Origin of the sequence: Coleofasciculus chthonoplastes PCC 7420, assembly GCF_000155555.1 — a bacterium.
Classification (GTDB): Bacteria; Cyanobacteriota; Cyanobacteriia; order Cyanobacteriales; family Coleofasciculaceae; genus Coleofasciculus; species Coleofasciculus chthonoplastes_A.
The window spans coordinates 104,420-122,177 of record NZ_DS989853.1 but is presented as its reverse complement, the minus strand read 5'-3'; the positions used below and the strand labels follow the sequence as shown (position 1 = coordinate 122,177).

The 17,758-nt window shown below is 47.2% G+C and carries 15 protein-coding genes, 1 tRNA gene and 2 pseudogenes; 8 read left to right on the top strand and 10 right to left on the bottom strand.

Annotated features, from left to right (window positions below):
* Positions 1-45: 45 nt before the first annotated feature.
* The gene (locus MC7420_RS18700; protein WP_006102275.1) at positions 46-1,686 is read left to right on the top strand and encodes a serine/threonine-protein kinase; all 1,641 of its coding nucleotides are present in this window, start codon (positions 46-48) and stop codon (positions 1,684-1,686) included.
* Between the two features lie 98 nt (positions 1,687-1,784).
* Positions 1,785-2,369, top strand: coding sequence for an endonuclease dU (locus MC7420_RS18695; protein WP_006102172.1), 585 nt, complete (start codon positions 1,785-1,787; stop codon positions 2,367-2,369).
* A 267-nt stretch (positions 2,370-2,636) separates the two neighbouring features.
* Here the strand turns inward: MC7420_RS18695 and MC7420_RS18690 are convergent.
* Positions 2,637-4,197 (bottom strand): annotated as a pseudogene (locus MC7420_RS18690) (hypothetical protein).
* A 70-nt stretch (positions 4,198-4,267) separates the two neighbouring features.
* Positions 4,268-4,414: pseudogene (locus MC7420_RS41615) on the bottom strand (IS607 family transposase); the annotation flags it as partial.
* Positions 4,415-4,573: 159 nt separating this feature from the next.
* Between MC7420_RS41615 and MC7420_RS43860 the strand changes: the two are divergent.
* Entirely contained in the window at positions 4,574-4,969 is a 396-nt protein-coding gene (locus MC7420_RS43860) for a DUF1816 domain-containing protein (RefSeq protein WP_157453223.1), read from the top strand.
* Positions 4,970-4,979: 10 nt separating this feature from the next.
* On the opposite strand, the gene MC7420_RS18680 is transcribed toward MC7420_RS43860, so the two are convergent.
* The 6 genes from MC7420_RS18680 to MC7420_RS37065 all read right to left on the bottom strand — a co-directional run bounded on the left by MC7420_RS18680 (position 4,980) and on the right by MC7420_RS37065 (position 13,089).
* Positions 4,980-5,708, bottom strand: coding sequence for a Stp1/IreP family PP2C-type Ser/Thr phosphatase (locus tag MC7420_RS18680; RefSeq protein WP_006102206.1), 729 nt, complete (start codon positions 5,706-5,708; stop codon positions 4,980-4,982).
* A 34-nt stretch (positions 5,709-5,742) separates the two neighbouring features.
* Positions 5,743-7,446 (bottom strand): ABC1 kinase family protein, encoded by a 1,704-nt coding sequence (locus MC7420_RS18675; RefSeq protein ID WP_044208241.1) that lies wholly within the window; start codon positions 7,444-7,446, stop codon positions 5,743-5,745.
* A 319-nt stretch (positions 7,447-7,765) separates the two neighbouring features.
* A complete protein-coding gene (locus MC7420_RS18670) occupies positions 7,766-8,095 on the bottom strand; it encodes a DUF6825 family protein (protein WP_044208147.1) in 330 nt (109 codons plus the stop codon).
* Positions 8,096-8,794: 699 nt separating this feature from the next.
* Entirely contained in the window at positions 8,795-10,024 is a 1,230-nt protein-coding gene (locus MC7420_RS18665; RefSeq protein WP_006102270.1) for a serine/threonine protein kinase, read from the bottom strand.
* A gap of 84 nt (positions 10,025-10,108) precedes the next feature.
* On the bottom strand, positions 10,109-12,889 hold the full coding sequence (locus MC7420_RS18660) for a CBS domain-containing protein (RefSeq protein ID WP_006102365.1): 2,781 nt from the start codon (positions 12,887-12,889) through the stop codon (positions 10,109-10,111).
* Positions 12,890-12,930: 41 nt separating this feature from the next.
* Positions 12,931-13,089: a hypothetical protein gene (locus MC7420_RS37065; RefSeq protein ID WP_006102207.1), complete on the bottom strand. Its 159-nt coding sequence runs from the start codon at positions 13,087-13,089 to the stop codon at positions 12,931-12,933.
* A 68-nt stretch (positions 13,090-13,157) separates the two neighbouring features.
* Here MC7420_RS37065 and psbZ point away from each other — a divergent pair, with 68 nt between their 5' ends.
* The 5 genes from psbZ (at position 13,158) to MC7420_RS18635 (ending at position 16,160) form a co-directional block, all read left to right on the top strand.
* Positions 13,158-13,349 carry a photosystem II reaction center protein PsbZ gene (psbZ, locus tag MC7420_RS18655; RefSeq protein WP_006102213.1) on the top strand — a complete coding sequence of 64 codons (192 nt, stop codon included), beginning with the start codon at positions 13,158-13,160 and terminating at the stop codon, positions 13,347-13,349.
* Positions 13,350-13,435: 86 nt separating this feature from the next.
* Positions 13,436-14,038, top strand: coding sequence for a 6,7-dimethyl-8-ribityllumazine synthase (gene ribH / locus MC7420_RS18650; RefSeq protein WP_044208144.1), 603 nt, complete (start codon positions 13,436-13,438; stop codon positions 14,036-14,038).
* A gap of 122 nt (positions 14,039-14,160) precedes the next feature.
* Positions 14,161-14,232 (top strand) — tRNA-Gly (locus tag MC7420_RS18645).
* A gap of 245 nt (positions 14,233-14,477) precedes the next feature.
* Positions 14,478-14,888, top strand: coding sequence for a hypothetical protein (locus MC7420_RS18640; protein WP_006102156.1), 411 nt, complete (start codon positions 14,478-14,480; stop codon positions 14,886-14,888).
* Between the two features lie 9 nt (positions 14,889-14,897).
* Positions 14,898-16,160: a glutamate-5-semialdehyde dehydrogenase gene (locus MC7420_RS18635; protein WP_006102232.1), complete on the top strand. Its 1,263-nt coding sequence runs from the start codon at positions 14,898-14,900 to the stop codon at positions 16,158-16,160.
* 559 nt (positions 16,161-16,719) lie between these two features.
* Here the strand turns inward: MC7420_RS18635 and MC7420_RS18630 are convergent.
* Both MC7420_RS18630 and MC7420_RS18625 read right to left on the bottom strand, forming a co-directional pair.
* Entirely contained in the window at positions 16,720-17,286 is a 567-nt protein-coding gene (locus MC7420_RS18630; protein ID WP_006102330.1) for a thermonuclease family protein, read from the bottom strand.
* 82 nt (positions 17,287-17,368) lie between these two features.
* A complete protein-coding gene (locus MC7420_RS18625; RefSeq protein WP_006102309.1) occupies positions 17,369-17,737 on the bottom strand; it encodes a 2Fe-2S iron-sulfur cluster-binding protein in 369 nt (122 codons plus the stop codon).
* Positions 17,738-17,758: the final 21 nt, after the last annotated feature.

The following is a 17,758-nucleotide window of genomic DNA, read 5'->3' as shown; positions in this document are numbered from 1 at the left end:
AAGCTTTCGTCCTAGCCCGGACAAACGCCCCATTGGTGATGCTGAATGAGCTACTGCCTAAATCCTGACTGTCCTCAGCCCAAAAATCCGCTGCACGTCACTAGCTGTCAGGCGTGTGGTCATCCTATTATGTTGCGAAATCGCTATCGTGTGCTAAAAACCCTAGGTCAAGGCGGATTTGGCGCTACGTTTTTAGCCAGAGATGAGTCTCTTCCTGGCAATCCCAGTTGCGTCATTAAACAACTTCGTCCCGCAACAACCACATCACAGGTTCTGGAAATGGCTCAAAAGCTATTTGAGCGAGAAGCCAGAACCCTCGGCAAGATTGGCAATCATCCGCAAGTTCCCCGACTGTTGGATTTTTTTCAAGACAATCAGCAGTTTTATTTGGTACAGGAGTATATTAGTGGACTCACGTTACAGCAAGAAATTAGACAATGTGGTCCCCTCTCAGAAGCCGGAGTCAAGCAATTTCTGAGTGAAGTTCTCCCCCTGATTAAATATATCCATAGCCAAGAGGTGATCCACCGGGATATCAAACCGGCTAATTTAATTCGACGAGAGCAAGACCGAAAACTGGTCTTGATTGACTTTGGTGCGGTTAAAGATGAAGTCAACCAAGCCGCCGTTGCCAGTACCTCTGATCAAACCGCCTTGACAAATTTTGCCATTGGGACTCCCGGTTTTGCTCCGCCGGAACAAATGGCATTGCGACCCGTTTATGCCAGTGACATTTATGCTCTCGGCGTAACTAGCGTGTATTTACTCACCGGAAAATCGCCAAAAGATTTAGATTACAATCCCTCAACCGGTGAAATGGTCTGGCGTAAATCTGTGCAAGTCAGCGATCATTTTGCGACTGTGTTGAAAAAAATGTTGGAGGCTTCTGTTCGTCATCGCTATCAAACGGCAGAAGAGATTCTCAGAGCGCTAGACTTAGAACCTTATTTTGATAGTTTGGTTCAAGGAATGGCAATGCCGACCTCTGGGCTATCGAATACAAATACAAATGGCAATTCCACCGAAGTTCAAGAGGTAGACTCACCCAGTTCTCCTTCCTCTCCTTCATCGGCGACCCAGAAGTTAGCGGCGGCGATTCGTAAGCGTCGTGAACGGCGGGAACGTAGTCGTCCGGGTTCTCCCAACACCATGGGTAATAGTAATCCCCGCAGTCAATTTATATCTAGGTCAGTGACAGAAATTCATACAGGGAATATACCATCGAGCCAAAGTTTTGCTACCAGTAGACCAAAAAAACTTGATGCTAATGGTGTGTTAACGGCATATATGAAAGGTCGGAGAGATTTTGCTTCCCATGATTTAAGTGGGTTGGATTTACAAAAATCGGATTTATCTGGCGGGATTTTTTACCAGTCCAAGTTAACTCGCATTAATTTACAAGGTGCTGATTTATCCAGTGCTGATTTTGGTCAGGCAAGCTTAACTCGGGCAAATTTGCGAGATGCCAATTTAGGACGGGCTTATTTGAGCAATTCGGATTTAGAGGGGGCAGATTTACGCGGGGCAGATTTAAGTTTTGCTTATCTGAATCATGCCAATCTTAAGGGGGCAAATCTCTGTGGCGCGAATCTTGCCAATGCCAAAATTACGGAGGAACAGTTAGCTTTAGCTAAAACGAATTGGGCAACAATTATGCCGAATGGCAAGCGAGGTCTTTGGTCATAGTCATTTGTCCTTTGTCCTTTGTCATTCCTAATAAGTAGTCGGACAAAAGAAAACGGCAGTACCCGTACAATTGATATTGGTTGGCTCAATGGCACTCTATGGAACTTGATGATCTTGTGCGACTCAATCGCGTCATTCGCGTCATTGGCTTTGACGACGCACCGTTTTCTCGTCATGCCAGCGCCAACGTGTCCATTGCGGGAGTAGTTTGTGCAGGAACGCGCTTTGAGGGGATGGTTTGGGGAGAGGTGGAACGAGATGGCTGGGATGCGACGGATAGGATTGTTCAGCTATTAGTTGGGCGGAAGTTTTTACCTCAACTGCATGTTTTACTGCTGGATGGTATTGGTTTTGGTGGCTTTAATTTGATAGACTTGCCCCAGCTTTGCGATCGCCTGAGTCTTCCCTGTGTGTCTCTGATGCGGCGTATGCCTAATGTAGAAGCGGTCAAACAGGCAATTCATCGTTTACCTCAACCTGAACAGCGTCTCCATCTCCTCCAACGCGCTGGAACCATTCATTCTTATCCCCCTTTCTTTTTTCAGGTTTGTGGTGCGAATCCCCAAGTTATCGCATCGGTTCTAGAGCGCGTAACGGATTGTGGCAAAGTTCCTGAAGCGTTGCGTTTAGCTCATCTAATCGGTGCGGCTGTGGTTAAGGGCGAAAGTAGCAGTTCGGCTTAGGATTAATTGGGTAAGCTGTCATGCATTTAAATTGGGTATTAGTAGCGAGCAAGATGCAAAGCCTGCGGCATGGCTTCGCTAAAGCCTGCGGCATGGCTTCGCTAAACGCACTACAAGGCTTTCGCCATTATTGACATTAAGGTTTAAATGCCGAACAGCTTAATACCAAATCCGCCTTTGTTACCGCTTCTAAAAACCTAGACAAACCTACCCATCAGTAATTCTGCCTTGGTATAAGTCCACGGTGTAACTTTTGGTCGATAACCGTTAACGCTTGCGCTTGGCTGATACCCGGCGTTGTTGCTCGATATCAGCCTTAACCAACGGCTCCCAGTTAGAGACACTATAGTAATCGTGTCTACGATTGACTACAGGGCATCGACCAATAAAATTATTAAATTGATATAGAGCGCTCCATACGTGCTTTCTCGGATTCACTCCGAGATAGGCGGACACAGAGCGCGGCAATCTCCGTACAGACGCGCCATGGCGCGTCTCTACAGTTCATGCCTCTTCTAGCAATTGCTAGGGCCGCTGCCACATCAGAAGACAGTCCATACATCCGACTATATTTAACCAATCCAATTAAACTCGTGTAAGCTGGATTGACAAACTTTATAGTTATTCCTCGGTTGGATAAAATCGATGACAAAATTTGATAAAAACGACTGTATGCCCAGGCAGAAAGCATTCGAGCATATTTTTTCGTTCGCTCTCTAAGTTGAGCTTTTTTTCTCGAAAAATCTAAGTTTTCGCACAGAACAGGGATCTTAAAATCCCTGGCTAAAACGGACAATTTCAAACAAACATCGACAAGTTGAGCATCTTGTTTACCTTTGGGTAAACCCGTCTGAAAAGGAATAGTTCCCTGAGCTTTTAAATTTCCTTGACCATCAACATAAGCCCAACCGATAGAACTAGGATTTAGATCGATACCCAGGGCACCATACTGAATCTCTCTACTAACCTTCTCCACCGCGGCGGGCGTGAATTGAACAGCAACCACCCATCGATTCTCCTTTCTATAGAAGTGCCATGTTTTCGCACCACTATTGGGTAATCTATTAATCTGACGGGAGAAGCTGCCAATTTTTGATGTGACATATTTCCCAAATTTGGCTTCTAGACAATCCGGGACTCTCAACACCTCGGCTTCGCTCGGTGTTGACGCTGAGCGAAGTCGAAGCGTCAACTTTATAGTATCTTCAGACCATTGACAAGTTTGATTCCCATAACTTTCATCCTTGGAGCCAACAATAAAGACTGACCCTCTGGATACCTTTACTCTAATTTTCGCCCTCAATAGATGTTTAATTTGATTTTGAAGTCGGTGGATATATCGCTTTTTCTGATGCAAACCTTGACGCAAATGATGCCAGTTAGTTTTTCTCGTCTTGAGGTTTGACGATAAGGGAAAGTTGCAGCCATTTTTGGAGGATTGCCAGTTCTTTTTTCCATAGAACTTCCGAGCTAAATTAATTTTCTTTGTGGCTCTGGCTACCCAATCTTTCCCTGACTGAACTCGTGATTTTAATTGCTTTATCTGGCGCTTTCTACATTCTTTGGCTGAGGAGGTTTTTCCTCTGGCTAATGCAATTACTCCGTTAGCATAACGCTTACTGAGTCCGTATTTCTCTTGCATAAGACTATTCCAACTGGATTGATTAAATTTTATTTCTTTATTTAATAAATGGTTAACGGTTTCAACTGTTGCTTGATAGAATATATCAGACAATGACGTTAAAAACATCTCCAATTCGGTGAAGCCGATGGGGTTAAGTTCATCGGCGGGAGTTGGCAAGCCTTTGCAATAAGTTATCGTTGTCATAGCTTTTTAGCTACCTCCCTCAGTTCGGTCACTATTTTTTTTGTGCTTATGACTACGCAGTCCCTTATGTACCAATTAAGTCAACAATATCATATCGACTCCAGACCACCAGCCGTCCGAGAAGCTCATCAGCCAGCCGTTGAGTTCCCATCGGTGCAACGTGCAAGACCGTCACACAAAGTCGAGTAGCTGCTTCTTGGGGAGTTAAACTAGACATTCCTGTATTATATCATCAAAAATGTCTAGTTATGTCAATGATTGTCTAGATATTTACGGACTGTTAGTTAACCCCCTTTATCCATTGGTGGCTATTCCCCACACCCGACACCCCTTCTCTAGAACTCAAGTGTTGCTGGCTTAACCAGGTAGTATCTTGTTGGATAATCGTTATTTTATTTATGAAGTCGTCGGTTTGCGTCAGAGTGCAGCTACCGACACCCTCAACTACCCCATTCGTCGGAGTAGTTCTGTCTTTATCAGAGTTCCGTACAGCCGCATGAACCAAACGATGCGGCGAATTTCCCAATTAGGTGGCAAGATTGTCAGCATACGAAGCTTAACTCCTAACACAGAGGCTCAGAGTTCCTTCGCTTGGTGGGTAGAAATTGTCACTGCTGAACCTGCGGTCACTTACTACTTTGGACCCTTTGATAGTCCAGAAGAAGCCGCGTCTTATGAAGCAGGTTACATTGAGGATTTAGAACAAGAGGGCGCTCAAGGGATCGCCGTGACGGTTAAATGGTGCAAACCCGACAATTTAACAATTTTTTAAGCTCTCTGGGTCAGATCGCGTCAATTTTGACTAGAATCACGGTGATATTGTCCCGTCCGCCTTTTTCTTTGGCGGCGGCAATTAGGTTAGCCGAGATTTCTTCACCATCCCCATTGGACTGGAGATGGGACGCGATCGCGGTGTCTGAGAGTTCCTCCGTCAGTCCGTCGGTACAAAGGAGCAGGAAATCTCCTGACTGAATCTCCATGGACTCGACATCAACTGATTTTAAATCTTGGCGACCTAGACATTGAGACAACACATGACGCCAGGGATGCGTTCGCGCCTGTTCTGGAGTCAGATCCCCAGCTTTCATGGCGCGTGCTACCCAGGTATGGTCATCCGTCATTTGTTCGAGTTTTAATTGTCGCCATCGATATAGGCGAGAATCACCCACATGAGCCAGCCAAGGCTGACCTTTACGGAAGATGACCACGACAGCCGTCGTGCCCATATCTGCCCGTTCGGGATGATTTTTTTGATCCTCTAAGATTGCCTGATTAGCATCGTAGAGGGCTTGTTCCAGTAACCTTTCCGAAGGGACTGACTCTAGCCATTGCCGCTCTAAACGTGCCTGAATGACCTCTGTAGCCAGTTGGCTGGCTTCCTGTCCCCCAGCATGACCGCCCATGCCGTCGGCGACAATGAAAAAGCGTCCCTTCGGATCGATGTAGTAATAGTCCTGGTTTACGGTACGAATTAAGCCCGGGTCAGTTAGACCCGTAAAGCGACATTTCATAAAGTTTGTGCTGGCGTCAATAACCTTATGGGAGTTATAACATGCGATCGTATCGGTCGAGCCTTCGGAGTAAACGAATTAGGGCAAAAGCGATCGCGGCGGCGACTAACGCCACAACTAATGCCAGCCCGACTTGACCATTAACAAATAAGATCGTAGCTGACAATGTGAATGCACTGAGTAGTAACGCATAGTTTGTTCCTATCTGAATGCTACTCATGCGGCGCAAGATCCGATCCGACTCGATAGAACGAACCCGTAGACGTATATCTCCCCGTTCTAATTTTTCAATCGTATCCTCAATCCGCCGAGGTAATCCCAACGCCGTACTACTCACTTGAGCCGCTTGGCGTCCCAATTCATTCAAGAATGTATTACCCTCAGGGCTATTACCGTTAGTCATGATTTGCAGAGCAAAAGGTTTTGCCACTTCCATAAAGTTAAATTCTGGGTCTAAGCCCTTGCCCACTCCTTCCAAGGTGGAAAAGGCTCGCATCACAAACGTGAAGGTTGCCGGAAAGCGAAAGGGTTGACCATAGGCAATTTCATAGAGATCGTCGCTAATTTCACTCACCGACTGTTGTTCAAAGGGCTTATCCATAAAGTGATCCAGCATATACTGGATCGAACGCCGCACCGGACCCATATCATCAACCGGAGACAAGGCACCTAATGCGACTAGAGACTCGACAACTCGACTGGCATCTTTTTGGGCAACGCCAAAGAGCGTCTGCATCAACCCTTCCCTGACATTTGCCTTAATCCGCCCCATCATGCCGAAATCATAGAAGATCAATGAGCCTTCCGGACTAACCGCAATATTACCGGGATGGGGATCGGCATGGAAAAAACCGTCATTGAGCAACTGCTGTAAGTACGCTCTTGCCCCTAGTTGAGCCAAAAGTTTCCGATCCAATCCGGCGGCTTCTAATGCCTCGTAGTGACTAATCTTAATTCCTGGAGCATACTCTAGGGTTAAGACTCGATTTGAGGTATAGCGCCAATAGACACGAGGAACTTTTACCCAATCGTAGGTGCGGAAATTGCGGCGGAAGGTATCGGCATTGCGACCTTCACTAAGATAATCAATCTCTTCCCAAAGAATGCGACAGCATTCTTCATAAATGCCCATCCAGTCTCGACCTCGACCCCAATCGGGGTGATTTTGGAAGTAACGGGCAATCCCCTTGAGAATTTGTAGGTCTATCGTAAACAGTTTCCGCAAGCCCGGTCGTTGTACCTTGACCACAACCTCTTCTCCACTCTGGAGTTGAGCTTTGTGGACTTGTCCTAAACTGGCTGCTGCTAGAGGAATCGGATCAAAATTGTCAAAGAGTTCACTTACAGATTTCCCTAAATCTTTCTTGACAATTGCCTCGACTTGATCATAGTTAAAAGCCGGAACGCGATCCTGTAGTTTAGACAGTTCCTCTACATATTCACCAGGGAATAAGTCAGACCGAGTTGAAAATAGCTGTCCCACCTTGATGAAGGTTGGACCTAACTCTAAGAACGTATCTCGAATCCAGATTGCCTGTGTCTTACGACGAGCCGCCTGTTTTGCATCGGTCATGCCCCCTGGATAGCTCCAAGGTTTGCCGTTGAGCCACAACTGGAAGAGGAGGGTTAAAACAAATGTCCAAATATCGACAAATCGTCGATGTCGGGAATAGTTTTCCCGATTCCAACGATATGCCTTGTCTTGGTTTATCCCTCTTAGGGAACGTTGGCTAGACACCTGGCGTTCCTTATATTGTTTGAGGTTGACATAGTTATCAGAAACAGCAGACACCTAGATTCCTGAATGATGGTCTCCTCTTAATCTTAATAAAAATTCAAAATCTTTGAAAGCTAAGCACACCCTAAGCGAGTATCTGTAATACCAAATCTGGGGTGACTACCCCCTTTTTGGTAGAGACAAGGCAGATGGCTCCAAGGCATATAGCTCCAAGGCTTCAAGGAAAAAGTACCCTAGGGATAGAGGAGATTCCAGAAGCGGATTGGGAAAAGCTGTAATGGGTGAAGGGAAAAGGGAAACACCTCCAGTATCACTCAAGTCAAGTCACTGATTGATTGCGATAGAGCTGTAGCTCAGTCCGTAAGCGAGCAATTTCAGCTCGTAACTCGTCAATAGTAGCTTGTAGGTCAACGGATTGAGAACCAGTCGAAACAGTAGTACTAGAAGAGCGATCGCCCATGGCGATTTCCATTTCCTGTTGCGCCCTTTCCATGACTTGCTCAGTAAACTGTTGCAAATGCTCTCGCTGTTCAGCATCAAATTTGCCAAGTTCGCTAAGAGCATTCGTTAAGGAGTCTTCTACGCGATCGCCCAGAGTTTGAGCTAGCGATCGTCCGACAAAAAAGGCATGAATGACTGGATTGCTCATGGGGAATATGGTTTGGGTCTTCTTGACACTCACCTGGTTAAAACTCGGGTGATTCTTAGGCTGATCTTGCCTTAGTTCATCCGCTCAACAAGTTGAGTGTCTTCCCCTTGGTCTTACAGAGCATTCCTGAGTCTTTCAACTCACTCCTTAAGCTTAAATTCCCGTGTGTCCCACGGTATTTCAATGCCTTCACAGGTCTTATATGATTCAAATGTATCGAGATTTCTCGAATTCTCGCTTTAACGTTTCTTACTTTACAAGATTTAGGATTTCTGCTACCAGGGTTCCGGACACTAAGAAATCACAATCCGCTAGACCAACTTCGCTTTTCATAAGCGCTTTACCGCTGTCATTAGCATAACACTTAATTGGTGGTGTTATGAGAAAAATATACTCGCAACTCAAGTTGCTAGGCTAAACGCCGAGCTCGGTTTCATCCCTCGGATAAATCGCGAGTGAGCCTGCACCATCGCTTATCCTGTAGCAAATTATAACGTTTAACTGAATGCTGGGTGATAGGGTAGATAGGGGAGATGAGGGAGATGGAGGAAATTATGTAGGGGCGGGTTTCACTGCTATCTTTTCGGTCACACCCAGATGTAACTCGCGCCCGCCCCGACTTGACCAATGACCAATGACCAATGACCAATGACCAATGACCAAAGGACAAAGGACTAATGACCAATGACCAATAACCAATCAAAGTTGCGATTCGGAAACGGGCCAATCGCTACGGGGGGGAAAGGTTTGTTGAGTATGCAAAATTGTTGATCCAGGTTCACCGGGTTGGTTGAGTCGTACCGCACAGCCGAATCCAATCCCGGCTGACGCAGCGATCGCGCCTGTCATAAATAAAGCTTGTAATGGGATTGAGGCTTTTGTTCTAGCTGTTTTGAGTCTTGTTCCTTCCCGGCGCTCTAGTACAGGGTTTTGAGTGTTGCTCCTTCCCTTCGCTCTAGGACAGGATTTGGAATGTTGACCCTTTGTCACCTTCGAGGGTAGAGTTTTGAGTTTTGGGGACTTTCGAGGGTATGGTTTTGAGTGGGGCTGGGTTTTGACGGGCTGAGGGATTATGGGTTCAGGAATAGCAACAGACTCTTGCAGGGGAAGCTGCTTTAGCCAAGTGTCTATCGTTTGGGGACGATTGTTAGGGATGAGTTCTAAACCAGATTTTACGGCTTGTTGAATGGGGGAGCTTAAGTTAGACGAGGCTGGCTGAGAGGATGAGGGAAATAGGCGATCCTTTTCCTTGGCTAACAAAGCTTGTCTGACGGGTGCAGGTAAGGGAGGAGAGCCTGTGAGTAGGCAGTAAAATGTGGCAGTTAAGGCATAGATATCCGTTTGCGGCGTTGCTGTAGGGGTTAAGGTATTCTCTTCTGGAGGAGCGTAGCCAGCAGAGAGGAAGCTGGCGTAGGTTTGTTGGACGCCTGGGGTGAACTCATAGAGCATCCCCACCTCACATAACACAACGCGATCGCTATCCTGACGCCGAATAATGTTTTTGGGTTGGATATCTCGGTGTAGTAACTCGACTTGGTGTAGAACCTTTACCGCATCACTGATTTGACGGATATAGTTGATCGCCTCCGCCTCTGGCAAGGAACCCGCTTGCAGAACGTCTGCCAATGTCTGTCCAGGGATATATTCCATCACCAGGTAGGGATATCCCGTGTCCTCAAAATAGTCGAGGACGCGAACCAGATGAGGATGTTGGCAATAGTTCAAGCGTTTGGCAATGTCTAAAAATTCCTGCTTGAATTGATTAACATTGGGATGCTGGCGCAGCGCTTCCCCTATGGTTTTAATCACAACCGATTGACCTGACTCAGTATCGGTTGCTTTGTAGGTAAGACTGAAAACACCCGCACCCAGTTGGGTACTGAGAACGTATTTCCCTTGGTTTAAAGTCCGTTCTGCCTTCAAGTTCATAAAAATTCACTCCCCACAAGCACAAATAATGCTATAGCCTAGATGGAGTATATCCAAATTGTGCCAACACTCAACACTCAACATTTACGTCGAACGAGGATAATGCTGCTCTAAAAATGCTTGGGCATCTGCCTCATCCTGAATCACGCCATCCAAGGTTGCGGTTAACAGAGCATCCAGCATTTCTTTATAGTGGGGTCCTGGCTTATAACCCAAACGTTTGAGATCATTCCCATTGAGAGGCGCTTGCACGGTTGCCAAGTTCGTGAAATAGTGCCACAACTTGCGCCGAATTGCCCGATAACTGTGTACGGCAATCAAAACCAAGGTAGGTAATTTATACTGACGTAGCAGCAAAACGACTTCACTGGGACGCTGACATTGGGGTAGAGACTCCACCACTTCGGTTTGAGCTTGTCCGAGATGCTGCAGTCGCTCAATACTATCAATAGGCAGTTGTAAATTTTCTGCCACCTTGCCCCGTTCTTGAGGCTCTAAATGAGCAATTAACACCTCAAGACGCATCTGCCAATGTTTTAGGGTTTGATCCGGATCAAACCGTCGTAACCAACGGTCAATTAGACGAACCCGCCACCATAACAATGGGTCAAGCTTTAAGCTGGGATGAAGACAGCGTAATGCTCCGAGTGAGCCGATGAGTTGGAATGCCCGTTGCCAATAGGGAGCTTCTAGAATGTACTTTAATTCAGCTTTCAAGCGGGTTTCTAGAGCAGGCGCTCGCGTATTTGCTCCTAGCGATCGCTCATAAACGCCACTCTCTAACGCATACTGGATATAGTCTTGGGTTTGGGGTTCCAGTTCAAAGCCTAAGCGCACGGCAAACCGCACCGCTCGATAAATGCGGGTGGGATCTTCGATAAAACTATTGGCGTGCAAGACGCGAATTTGACGCGATCGCAAATCCAACATCCCACCAAAAAAATCCAGTAGGGGCAACGCCTCACCTCGCCTCCCCGTCAGTCGGGCTGCCATGGCGTTAATCGTAAAGTCTCGCCGATAAAGATCCTGGCGAATAGAACTGGCTTCCACTTCCGGATTCGCCGCTGGATAGGGATAAAACTCAGTTCGAGCCGTGGCAATATCAATCCACAGGGAATCCAGCACCGGGTCATTATGCCACAACAATGCTGCCGTTTGAAACGCCCCATGAACATCTAAGCGAGCATTCGGGTAACGTTCGCGTAAGGCTTTCGCCAAAGTTACACCTGCACCCACATCAGCCGCCCGATGAAACCCATCAACCACCAAATCCACGTCTTCTAGGAGCAAAGGTTGGCTCTCATCCGCCAGCAATACGTCACGAACGGCTCCCCCCACTAAATAGAGATGCCAACCCCGTTCCTGGGCTTCCTGGGCGGCTTGAGTGAGCAATTGCCACAGGGCAGGAGCAAGGCGTTCCCGCATATTTAACAGGCGGGATGAGGGATAGGTCATCTGGATAGGGCAAGTCTCTCCCCAGCGCTCTTGATCTTGGCGCACTTGTCGCAGCACATCGGTACGAGTGACAATCCCGACTAACTGCCCATTCTCTAACACGGGTAAGCGTCCAATATCATAAGTCACCATCAGCGACTCAATTTCGGGTAGTGAGGTTTGGGGGGTAATGGTTTTCAGGTTTCGGGTCATATACCCTTTAACTGGGGCATGACCTAAACCGTGATGCAGCGCCAGATCAATATCTCGCCGTGAAATAATCCCAATTAACTGGTCATGTTCATCAACCACAGACAGTCCAGAATGCCCATAACGCAGCAAAATCCGCTGTGCTTCGCCAACGGTTGTATCGGGGCGAATAGTTCGCACCGGGGAAGACATTAACTCTAGGGCGCTTAGGGGTTGGGGAATTTGCTCCTTGAATTGATCAACGAGTTGGGGCAAAACCTCTGGGGGATTGTAATGGCGTAGGGTGACGGCGGCGGCTTGAGAATGTCCACCTCCACCCAAAGGTTGCAAGAGTGCATTCAAATTCGTGCCAGGAATCCGCGATCGCCCGATTATCGTCAGACGGGATGATTTTGATTGTTGATTGTTGGATTCACTCACATCTTCCCCAGCTTCCCTGCTCCCAGACGTGCCATGGCACGTCTCTACATCTCCCCCATACTCCGCCGCCAGCAATAGGGCGTCGCTTTCCGTCAGGTCAACTAATCGTGAGGCTAAACTTGAGAGTCCCGGTACATAGTCTTGAGTTTTCAGGAACACCCAAGACAGGGTATTACCTTGATAATTTTCAGATTGTAACTGCTCTAGGGCTGTGGTGAGCAATTGTTGCAACTGCGGCGAAAGTCCTGGATCAACATAGTCGGCAATCTGGCGGATATTTGCCCCTTGTGCCATTACCCAAGCCAGAGCCATGGCATCCCGTGGAGTAGTTTGGTCAAAGGTTAAGGAACCTGTATCTACATGGATACCGAGTGCCATCACTGTGGCTTCGGCGGTGGTTAATTGGATTGACGTTTGTTGTAATTGCTCGACGATGAGCGTTGTGGTGGCACCCACGGGTTCAACCTGTCGGAATGTGGCAGGAATATCACTGTCAGTGTCGCCGTGATGGTCGTAAAGTTCAATGGCAGTAAGATAAGGCAAGTCGAACCATTGAGCAGCTTTCCCTAAGCGATCGCGCTTTTGGGTATCCACCACGACAAGAGAATGAATTTGGTCTACTTTAACCGAACGTCGTTCAATCAAAGCATACTCATCCCGATGCAGTGCCAAAAAATCCCGAACCGCCGGGTGAGCGCCCCCTGTTAGGACAAGTTTCGCTCCTGTTTTCAGGCGCGTCAGCCCGACGGCTGCTCCTAGGGCATCAAAGTCGCTAATCGTGTGACACAGGATTAAGTCCATGGTTTGTCATTCGTCATTTGTCATTCGTCATTTGTCATTCGTCATTTGTTTGCTCCCTCTGCTTCCCCTGCTCCCTCTGCTCCCTCTGCTCCCTCTGCTCCCTCTGCTTCCCCTGCTTCCCCTGCTCCCCCTGCTTCCCCTGCTCCCTCTGCTCCCCCTGCTCCCTCATCTCCCTTGTTGCTGATTTTCAGTTTTTTCAAAAAAGCGGGTCAATTTTTGGTAGCTTACTAATCAGAAGGATTTAACGTCTTGAAAGGCACAACAGGAAATGTCTATCTTATTTCAAATATCACTGGCAGCTTTGGTTATTTTGTCATTCGTCATGGTGGTGGGTGTCCCTGTCGCCTATGCTACCCCCCAAAACTGGGAGCAATCAAAAAACTTGATTTGGCTAGGTTCAGGGCTTTGGCTGGCTCTGGTTATTGTGGTTGGCATCCTGAACTATTTTGTGGTAGCCTGACCTTCTCCCCGGCTGAATGATTGAATTCAGACGGGGCTTCTCCACCAACAGACAGATGCTCATGACGCAAGAGGGCAAAGATAGCCATGGCAGTTTTTGAGGGAAATTTCACATCAGCCAGCTCCCTGCGCTTGGCAATTATCATCGGTCGATTTAATGATCTCGTGACAGAGAAACTATTAGCCGGGTGTCAAGATTGCCTGAAACGCCACGGTGTTGATCCCAATCCTCATGGCTCCCAAGTTGATTATATTTGGGTGCCCGGTAGTTTTGAAGTCCCTCTCATGGCTCGTCAAGCTGCCCTTAGCCATCGCTATGATGCGGTGATTTGCTTGGGCGCTGTCATTCGCGGTCAAACCCCCCATTTTGATTATGTGGCGGCTGAAGTCTCTAAGGGCATTGCCGCCGCTAGCTTTCAAACTGGAATCCCTGTCGTCTTTGGGGTTCTAACGGCTGATACGATGCAGCAAGCCTTAGAACGAGCAGGAATCAAGAGTAATAAGGGTTGGGAATATGCCATGAGTGCCTTAGAAATGGCGAGTTTAATGCAGCAGTTCAAGGGGCAAAATGGCTCAACCTCTTATAATGCTTATGATCCGGCAGGAACTCCTCAGTCCTTGCCTGTTTCATCAGGGCGGTCTCTTCCTTCAGAGTCAGCTTCAGAATACAATGAGTCTGGGAATTCATGATCTACTCAGACTCTACCTCTCCCTGTTGCAGGTCATGTCTTGGAACAGGAGAGTCATGGCAACTCAACAAATCACTTGACAAAGCTCGATTATTCTGAGACACTATATAAAGCAAAATAAATGCGGGTATAGCTCAGTGGTAGAGCGTCACCTTGCCAAGGTGAATGTCGCGCGTTCGAATCGCGTTACCCGCTTAGTTGAAAAGCGAAGTTGTAATGACCTCGCTTTTTCTTATATACAGTTTGTCTATGCAGGGCTGGTTACCCAAAATTGGTCAAGGGAAAAGAAAGCGCTAATATGAGAGCATGAGCGTCTCCCAGAAAGCCTCTAGTGGAGAATTGATGGGGATAAGTTTAAGTTATAGTGAATCACGATGCAGCCTGATTATGTCATCAGGAACATTCAATCATCAACGTAATCTTGGTTTTGAATAGCGCTTGTGCCACCTCAGAAAGCTCAAAAGATAGATTTAAGTAAGGAATATCCCTGCCCTTGTCGGCGGCGGGGGTGTTTAGTGCCGATTACCCTGACAGAAGCCTTTGGCTGTAATCGCTGTCAGCAGATTTTCGTTCTTGAAGAAAATGGGCTTATAATCGAGCAATTATCGACGACTTATCCCTACAAAAAAACGTGGCGTTGGACAGGTCATCGCTGGGCGAGTACCCAAGGGAATCTTGGGGAAAGCTATCTACCTGTAGCCCTCTTAATTGTGCTGGTTTTGCTGATTGTCTGGTTACCCCTAGCGCTGCAATCTCCAACCGGTCCTTCTATAATTCTTTGGGCGTTACTGGCAGTGATTTTAGCGGTGTTGCCAGCGCTTATGGTGTGGTTAGCTTATCGGCGTTCGTAAATGATGGATATGGAAGCCTCTGATCCTACGCCTCAGTCCAACCCTGTGATTGCCAGAGCATATCGGGCATCTGTGGTTTTGGCAACCACAAAAGGAGTTGAGCGATCGCGTGGCGTTCAAGCGATGGTAAAAGCCTTGCAAAATGCGTTTGATGATATCTTGGATGCCAATACCATGGACTTGGAAGCCAGTCGAGAAATGGCAGTTCCTGAGTTGGTATTAGATTGGCTGAAGCTGACGCCAGAACGACTCCAGATTGCGATTGGGATTTTGCAGCGGATTGGGGAATTATCTGATCCGATTCGTCGGGTGATGAATGCGTCTTATCAACTTGACCATTCTCAAACCTATTGTCAAATGATGCCGTTGGGCGTGATTGCCTTAATTTATGAGGCGTTCCCAGAGTTAGGTGCGATCGCGGCGGGTTTTTGCATTAAAACCGGAAATAGTTTGATATTAAAAGGAAGTAGCGAAGCCAGTCAATCCAATCAAGTGATTGCCGAAGCGTTACAGAACGCCTTGGACGAGGCGGGTTTACCCTCAGGTTGTTTGGAATTGTTCCCTTCCGAACAGGGGGCTTCTATGCGAGATTTAGTCACACGGGATGACTATTTAAACTTGGTGATTCCTTACGGACGCCCGACGCTAGTGCAGCAAGTTTTGCAACAAGCAACGGTACCCGTTTTAAGATCAGCAATGGGGAACTGCTATCTCTACTGGTCTGAATCAGGGACTTGGGATGGGGTGCGATCGATTATTTTAGACAGCCACGCCAGTATCCCTGATCCAGTGAATGCGATCGAAAAAGTCTTGATCCATCGTAATCAAAAGCCATCCTCGTTAATGAATCTCTGTAAGAGTTTGAGCGACAAGGGCTTCAAACTCAAAGCCGATGCCGAGTTAGTGGCAAAGTTTCCCGATCAATTAACTTTAGCGTCTGAATCGGAATGGAGTCAACCGTATTTAGATAAGGTTGTTGCCTTTAAATTAGTCGATAACACCGAAGACGCGATCGCGTGGATTAATCAATACAGTAGTCGCCACGCTGACTGCTTAGTTACTGAGTCTTATCTGGAAAGTCGCCAATTTTCTCTCAAAGTTGATAGTGCTTCGGTTTATCTCAATTCCTCACCGCGATTTTCCCGCAATCCCAAACGTGGGGACTCGGTGTTTCTGGGGATGTCCAATCAGAAAGGGTATCGTCGCGGGATGATTACGTTGGAGACGTTAACCACACTGAAACAAGTGGTTCAGGGGAATGGGCAGTTTTAGTTATTTGTCATTTGTCATTTGTCATTCGTCATACTCGCTTCGCTAGAAGCAAGCTACTGGCGTGGCACAGCTTATTTGGTGGATTAGCATTGTAGGGGCGCACCGACGTGCATCAGTGTCAACTTAAGCTCAACCCCTCACCCCCAGCCCCTCTCCCACGACCTATCCCTTATACGCATCTTTCTTAACAATCCTGAAAGCCTTGTTTAACAAGGCTTTCAAATTCAATTCATTCCACTAAACTTGACAAATTACCACAAACTACTCTTGACAAAGACCGAGTTTTATTGAGAATGGGCTATGTAGGAATAGGGGTTGGAGAGCGCTATAGCGATCGCTCTCGCTAATGTTAAGAAAGATGTGGGTAATGCATAGTGGGGGAGAGGGGTTGAGCTTAAGTTGACACGGATGACCGACGTGCGCCCAATTCCAAACCGACGTGCGCCCAGAAAATCGGAAAAATCTATCAGATTTGTTTTGTCGTGAGGGAACCTGAGCCAACTCCAGCTATGCGTTTAAGCACTAAAGTGCTTACTACAAACTTGCTTCCTGCCTTCTTCTAAGGATTGCGTCGCCGAAATTCAGCAGGGGTTAAACGGAGGGGTTGTTCCGGGCTCCAAATGCCATATCCCATAATCCTGGCGTATTCCTGAGCGCGGATTAGGCGTTCATTATATTTATTATTAGGCGATCGCGGTGTCGCTAAAACATATCCTTCTTTAATCAGTTGCTCATTGAGCATGACTCCATCATGCCAAACGTAGGCTAACCAGCGACCAAAACTGTCTTTGGTTTGCACATCAGGTTCTAAGAAAACCGATTGCAGTACCATTTGTTGACCCCTCGTTTCACCGATAAGTTGTTCAATCCGAGTTTTGGCTGCGGTTCCCCAAGGCTGTTGTCTCAAGTCGGGTGCTTCTATACCAATTAACCGTACCCGAACAATTAAGGCGGGTTGTTGAGTGGTATCTAATACCTCGATGGTTTGTCCACTGACGACTTGTTGGACTTGTACAGGGATACCAGGAGTAACTTGTTTAGATTGACATCCTCCCAGTAAAAGGAGAAAGCTACAGCTAATTAGGAGGGCGATAAGGCGGTTGGGATAAGCTGTATTGCTGTTCACATTAGCTGTGTGGTGTTTTGATCCCCCCCAGCCCCCCTTAAAAAGGGGGGAGTAACTGAAATAGAGGGAGCGACTGTGCTGTTTAATCCTCATCTAAGGGCAATCCAAACCGAATCTTGCCTTTACCAAAATAGCGCCCAAACTGGAGTTCGTAGACTTCATCCTCATCCTGGGTTTCGACTTCTATGTCAGAACGGGGATACCCCACACATAAAAGTGCGTACCCTTTTTCGCGCAGCGCTGGAGACAATCCCATGGCTTCCGGTTGATAGATGTCACCGGAGAGGACACGCACCGCACAGGTGGTGCAAGCGCCATTGCGACAAGAAAATGGGAGTTGTACGCCTTGGTCTTCTGCGGCTTGGAGAATGTAGCGATCGCTTGGGACTTCTAGGGTATGTTGGGTATTGGTTTGACGATGGTGAATGGTAATTTTATAGAATCGAGTCATCCCTTTCGTGTATAATTACAG

Bases quoted from the DNA above. Each gene is read 5' to 3' on its own strand.
- MC7420_RS18700 (WP_006102275.1), top strand. From the start codon at position 46: ATGAGCTACTGCCTAAATCCTGACTGTCCTCAGCCCAAAAATCCGCTG.
- MC7420_RS18695 (WP_006102172.1), top strand. From the start codon at position 1,785: ATGGAACTTGATGATCTTGTGCGACTCAATCGCGTCATTCGCGTCATT.
- MC7420_RS18680 (WP_006102206.1), bottom strand. From the start codon at position 5,708: ATGAAATGTCGCTTTACGGGTCTAACTGACCCGGGCTTAATTCGTACC.
- MC7420_RS18670 (WP_044208147.1), bottom strand. From the start codon at position 8,095: ATGAGCAATCCAGTCATTCATGCCTTTTTTGTCGGACGATCGCTAGCT.
- MC7420_RS18665 (WP_006102270.1), bottom strand. From the start codon at position 10,024: ATGAACTTGAAGGCAGAACGGACTTTAAACCAAGGGAAATACGTTCTC.
- MC7420_RS18660 (WP_006102365.1), bottom strand. From the start codon at position 12,889: ATGGACTTAATCCTGTGTCACACGATTAGCGACTTTGATGCCCTAGGA.
- psbZ (WP_006102213.1), top strand. From the start codon at position 13,158: ATGTCTATCTTATTTCAAATATCACTGGCAGCTTTGGTTATTTTGTCA.
- ribH (WP_044208144.1), top strand. From the start codon at position 13,436: ATGGCAGTTTTTGAGGGAAATTTCACATCAGCCAGCTCCCTGCGCTTG.
- MC7420_RS18635 (WP_006102232.1), top strand. From the start codon at position 14,898: ATGGAAGCCTCTGATCCTACGCCTCAGTCCAACCCTGTGATTGCCAGA.
- MC7420_RS18625 (WP_006102309.1), bottom strand. From the start codon at position 17,737: ATGACTCGATTCTATAAAATTACCATTCACCATCGTCAAACCAATACC.